Annotated in this window: 2 protein-coding genes and 1 pseudogene; 1 reads left to right on the top strand and 2 read right to left on the bottom strand. The window is 35.3% G+C overall.

What is annotated here, in order from left to right:
- Positions 1-435: 435 nt before the first annotated feature.
- Positions 436-603, bottom strand: a complete 168-nt coding sequence (locus tag OZD68_RS01340) for a hypothetical protein (RefSeq protein ID WP_182309731.1) — start codon at positions 601-603, stop codon at positions 436-438.
- A gap of 71 nt (positions 604-674) precedes the next feature.
- On the opposite strand from OZD68_RS01340, the gene OZD68_RS01335 reads away from it, so the two are divergent.
- Positions 675-1,145, top strand: a complete 471-nt coding sequence (locus tag OZD68_RS01335) for an HNH endonuclease (RefSeq protein WP_182309729.1) — start codon at positions 675-677, stop codon at positions 1,143-1,145.
- Here OZD68_RS01335 and OZD68_RS01330 read toward each other — a convergent pair.
- Positions 1,060-2,096 (bottom strand): annotated as a pseudogene (locus OZD68_RS01330) (IS4 family transposase); the annotation flags it as partial. The gene OZD68_RS01335 and the pseudogene OZD68_RS01330 overlap by 86 nt on opposite strands.
- Positions 2,097-5,109 lie beyond the last annotated feature (3,013 nt).

The following is a 5,109-nucleotide window of genomic DNA, read 5'->3' as shown; positions in this document are numbered from 1 at the left end:
GTATAAAAGCAAAACAAATACCAGATGCAACTCTAGAGATAGGGGTACGTTATAATTTTTAATGCTGCTACTTAGTTCATAAAGGTAGAGACGATGTTGAGGATGAAATAAACAGCATTAAAAAAAATCCGAAAACGTATTTTCGAATATGGTTTTGAACGCTAGCTATAGATTAGAAAAATAACAAGAAAAAGGGTAAACATACTGTAATTGCTGTTGAATGATGGAGTCCATTATTTTAGCACGAAGTAACGAATTCAGTAGAATAAGTTCTTAAAAATAATTTAAACTTTTATTAGTAGGAGCAGTCTCATGGAATATTATAGCGATCTCACTAAAAGAAACTTTTATAAGTATCGTTGATGAGAAAGGAAAAATTGTTAAGGAAGAAGTTGTTGCAAGAGAAAGTAAGGCAATAGCTGAATTTTTTCTTGGTCAAGGCAAAAATGACCTTACCCAGAAAAAGTGGAGAGAAAGTGTGGAATGTTTTTTACAAAAAGAATGATGCATCAAATTGTTCTGGAATGCAATAGTTATAGCCTTTCTTATAATAGTCCGAATGCGATAAGATATGTGTTTATGGCTATAGCAGGCCAGTAGCATATTACGGTCTGTTCGGATTATTGTAAAAAGAGCTATACTTCAAAAAGTACGATAACGATAATTGGCGATTTATGACAAATAATAACGTCATTCTTACGAGATACAGTGATAATGCCATCAAACGGCATACCAAAGTGAAAGGAAGCAAATCTCCATATGATGGGGATTGGGTATATTGGGGAAGTCGTATAAGTAAAGTACCTGGAAAATCATCTCAAGTAATAAGAATGATGAAGAGGCAACAAGGCAGATGTGGCTATTGTAACCTCTGGTTTAGGTTTGATGATTTTGTACATATACATCATCAGGATCGAAATAGAGGTAATAATAGCAAAAATCTGCTCCTATTGCACAAGCATTGCCATGATCAATTACATGGAAGTGTGCATGACAAGCACCAAATTAGAGAGAAGCCGGATGATGGGAAACTATCAAGTCCGGTTTTGAAGCTTACTATTACCCACAAATATAAAGTTCGTGAGCAAGTCTCCATCCTTCTGCTAAATCAAAGAGACGTTTCCATCCCTTCCATAAAGCTATAGGGCCTGGTTCTAAGTCATTTTTGCGAACTAAAAACCCTCCTAATTTTGCTACCCACCTCACGATTTCTCCTATAGGTGGTGGGTCTCAGGATAGTTTTTTGTCTTAAGCATTTTGGTATACAAAACCTTCCATTCATCATCAGTTAGTATGGTAGTGCAAGGAAGATTTGGATTTGTTCTAGCTACCAATGTGATAAAAAATATCCTCCATGCAATTATACTCATAATTGTAAGAAAGCGGATCAATCTATCTGCTGTTTGGAGCCTGCATTCTTCAACTTTAAGACCAGATTTCAAAATTTTATGAAAAACCTCTATTCTCCATCTTAAGCAATACCATTGTATTTTTTCTACTGCTTCTTCAAAATTATTAATATTTATATTTGTCAACAAAACCCAGTTCATAGGCTCTTCACCAAATGGTGGGTATTTTTCTATAACGTAGACAGCATGTAAATTTAAATTAGGAAGTTTTTGGATTTTACGTCTAGCGTTATTTTTTGATGCATTCATCACAAAGTTACTAAACTTTACTTCTAAAACTGCTGTTCTTTGAGGTTTATCATTGCGAGCAGGAATATTCACTTGAATTTCTCCTTGACAAGACAGGCGATTCATCAAATCCCACAATCTTTCATCACCCTTTTCAGAATAAGTCGATTTCTTGTTTACTGTTCTGTTTTGATTTCCTCTTACTACAAAAAGAGATTGATTAGTGGAAGCAACTTCAAATAAATCATAAATATCTGCTTCTCTATCACAAACGGTCACTACCTTAACATTCTTTAATCCAGGATAGTGAGTAGAGTCTTTAAGTGATTCTATCCACCGTATGCTTTCTTTCTCTTCTATGGGAAGAGCGGTATTATGGCATCTTTTTTTCAACTCTTTTAGATCTTCAGCTAAGGGAGGTCTAGTACTAATTTTTTGACCCAATAACCCTATAGGTATAGCACTTCTCGCAATAGTCCGAATAGGATAAGATATGTGCTTATGGCTATGGTAGAGCAGTAGCATATTATGATCTGTTCGGATTATTGTAAAAAGAGCTATACTAAGCAACTTACTAAAAGTAAAAGCCTCTTTTTCTTCCCTTTTCGATATCTGCTTACCTTGAGCTATACGCTCATAAATTTCAGATGAAGTTTTTAGATTATTTAAAAGTGATTTGTTTTCGTGTAAAGATAAAGCTTGAGATAAACCACGCGTAGTTGCTACGCATTTACCATTAACATTAACTCCTCGCTTTTCAAAAGAAGGCAAATAAAGGCCTTGTTTCGCTAATTCAATAGATGCATTTGGAAAGCTGCTAGATACAAACTGCAAAAGCGCTACTTGTTGCTCTTTATCAAAATGTAATGACTGTACATGAGATAATGTTAATTCTAAGTACTCTAATAGTAGTTCACGTATTCCATTTTGATTTTGAAGTCGTATAGTGCCTCTAATCAATGGATCATTGTCACGACTTTGTCCAGCATTAGTACCAGTGTTTCGAAATTCTCTTGAGATTTCTCTTCTCAGATCTTGAAAGTACTGTTCATTTCTAGGATGATTTTGATTATCCTGATTATTCAAGCCTGGAACATTTAACGTAAGACGGCGACGCATCTCATCCAACATACCTAGACCCCTTTCTCCAAGGTTATTATTTCCTTGTAAAACTTGATTGATATCTCTGGCATTCTCCAAAGCCCACAAGCCACAATTGTGATTGTCTCTTTGTTGTACTGACAAATTACCTTGCTGATCAGCAAGAATGTTATGGATATTAGCATTATTAATACCACTATCTTCTAAAGCTAGTCTAACATCATTTGGAATACCGCCACCAGTTGAGTTAGCATAATAACAATAATAATTCTCATTTTGGTAAACAATAGTTAATGTAACCCAATGAACGTTACCTAAATTAACAATTAAAGTTAATATCCTTCTTTCACCATTTTCTCCACCACGAAGCCTTTGCAGATTTTCACGTACCCATTGATACTCTTGACGTACTACTTGCCCATCATCATCACGTCGCTCTGGCTCTGTTATCTGTGCTTCTGAAGTTATTGCAAACAATTGATCATTTTCAACATTAAAGCCATACCTTCTTGCAGCATCAAATACATCACGGTGTTGAAGCCAATAATGATAATTAAGATTATCTGTTGCAAAATCTAATGTAAGTATATCATGTACATTTTCTAGCTGATCAAAATTACCATTTGGATTATTTTGAATATACGCATTTATTAGTTGTAATACTTGTTCTTGATTACGAGCAGCTCTTCTTGGTCCATAATGACGATTAATTTCATGTATATAAAGATTTTCTGGAATAGTTATAAGTTCTTCCGCTCTCTGTGCAGCTACATTAAGTACAACAGGACAGAAAACCACCTCATTTCCAGAAGTAACAGGCAAATACCCTCTTTCCTTTTCCATAAGTTCATTTATTCGCTGTTCAGCTTCTTCTTGCTCTTGTTGTACTTCTTGTTCACTACCAGCAAATCCTAACACATACCCAATTGGGTGAGTATCTGAATCATTCCCTGTAGGTCGTCTTAATGACAGAAGATCTAATCTCTGTTCCGTAACTCTCGTGCGTACTTCTTCCACCACTCCTTCTCTTATCCTTTCAGGACCATATGTTTGACTTATCTTGTACCTAGAAAGTACTTTATCAGGACTGTCATAAACATAAAATACACCATGCAATATAGACCGAAACTTGTCCTCGCTATCTACATCTATTATTGCATTACCATTCATATCTTCTGGCATTAATACTCTGGAAATAGCCGTCAATAGTTCTCCGTGCTGAGCACCATCTTGCCAGTCATCATTCATAACTCCCTCTAAAATACCATGTACATTTTCAGCATTGGGAATTTCTACAAGCTGATCACCAAGCAAATCACCTCTATTCCCCAGCAGGTAATCTTCCGGTGTATTAAATCTAACTGCATTAGAATTTATTCCAGATCGATCATTAAGTGTGTATGTCACTACACCCACAGCAGCAATATTATCTTGTGGTAAACGGATTGCCTCTAGTTGTATATCATTGCTGGCTCTAATATGAAGTATAACTACATCAGAATCTTGAGCATGCAAGACCATAGTTAAAACGCTTCTTCTTAAATTCTGATTATTGTATCTAAATATGTATTTTGTTACATATGCTTCATCATCTTCTTCTAGTCGTACAGGGTGTATATCAAAAGCACTACTCCCAAAAGCAAAACCAGTCATATAATCAAATCTCCTATCGCGATTACCTTCATCTATTGGTATTTCGCGTGGAAGATGATGTAGTAAAAAATTTCTAGTTTCCTCTTGAATTTGTCTGTCTTGTCTATTTCGTACACGCTCAAATAATTTTTCTACTAAAGGAAATCTATCCTGTTGAAGTTCTACTGTATCAACACTAAAAGGATCTAGATTTAAATTAAAATTTAATCCAACACAAACAGCATATCCTGATTCAGTATGAACAGGTATAAATGAAGAAGTACGTAATCTCTTAGCATTACCTCTAGCGCGATTTAATGCAGCACCAGAAGGCGTCCTCCATCCAATAACATTAATAACGATAGGAATGTTTTCTCTCTCTTCTTGACGATGTACAAGGAAAACAACACATGAATTTTCAGTAGACAAGTCAGGGTCAATATCTATCGTGTGGAGATGACTAAAATTTGCTAAAAACCCTAATAAAAATCCGTGACCCTCAAATTCTTGATTGCGATTTCTAATATCACTTTCTAGTCTGTCTGCGTAACGACGATAGATTCGAGTTATGTATGGCAAAATTTCTTCGTACATTCTATCTCTTACATCTTGCCTTTCGTTTCCTGCTATCATCTCTATAAAATTGTCAATTCGTTGTTGACCTGGTGCTATAGCTCTTTTTACAATAATCCGAACAGATCATAATATGCTACTGCTCTACCATAGGCATAAGCACATA

The organism is Wolbachia endosymbiont of Drosophila bicornuta, from assembly GCF_028982105.1.
Classification (GTDB): domain Bacteria; phylum Pseudomonadota; class Alphaproteobacteria; order Rickettsiales; family Anaplasmataceae; genus Wolbachia; species Wolbachia pipientis.
The sequence above is the reverse complement of the archived record's forward strand: the minus strand, read 5'-3'. Positions and strand labels throughout refer to the sequence as shown.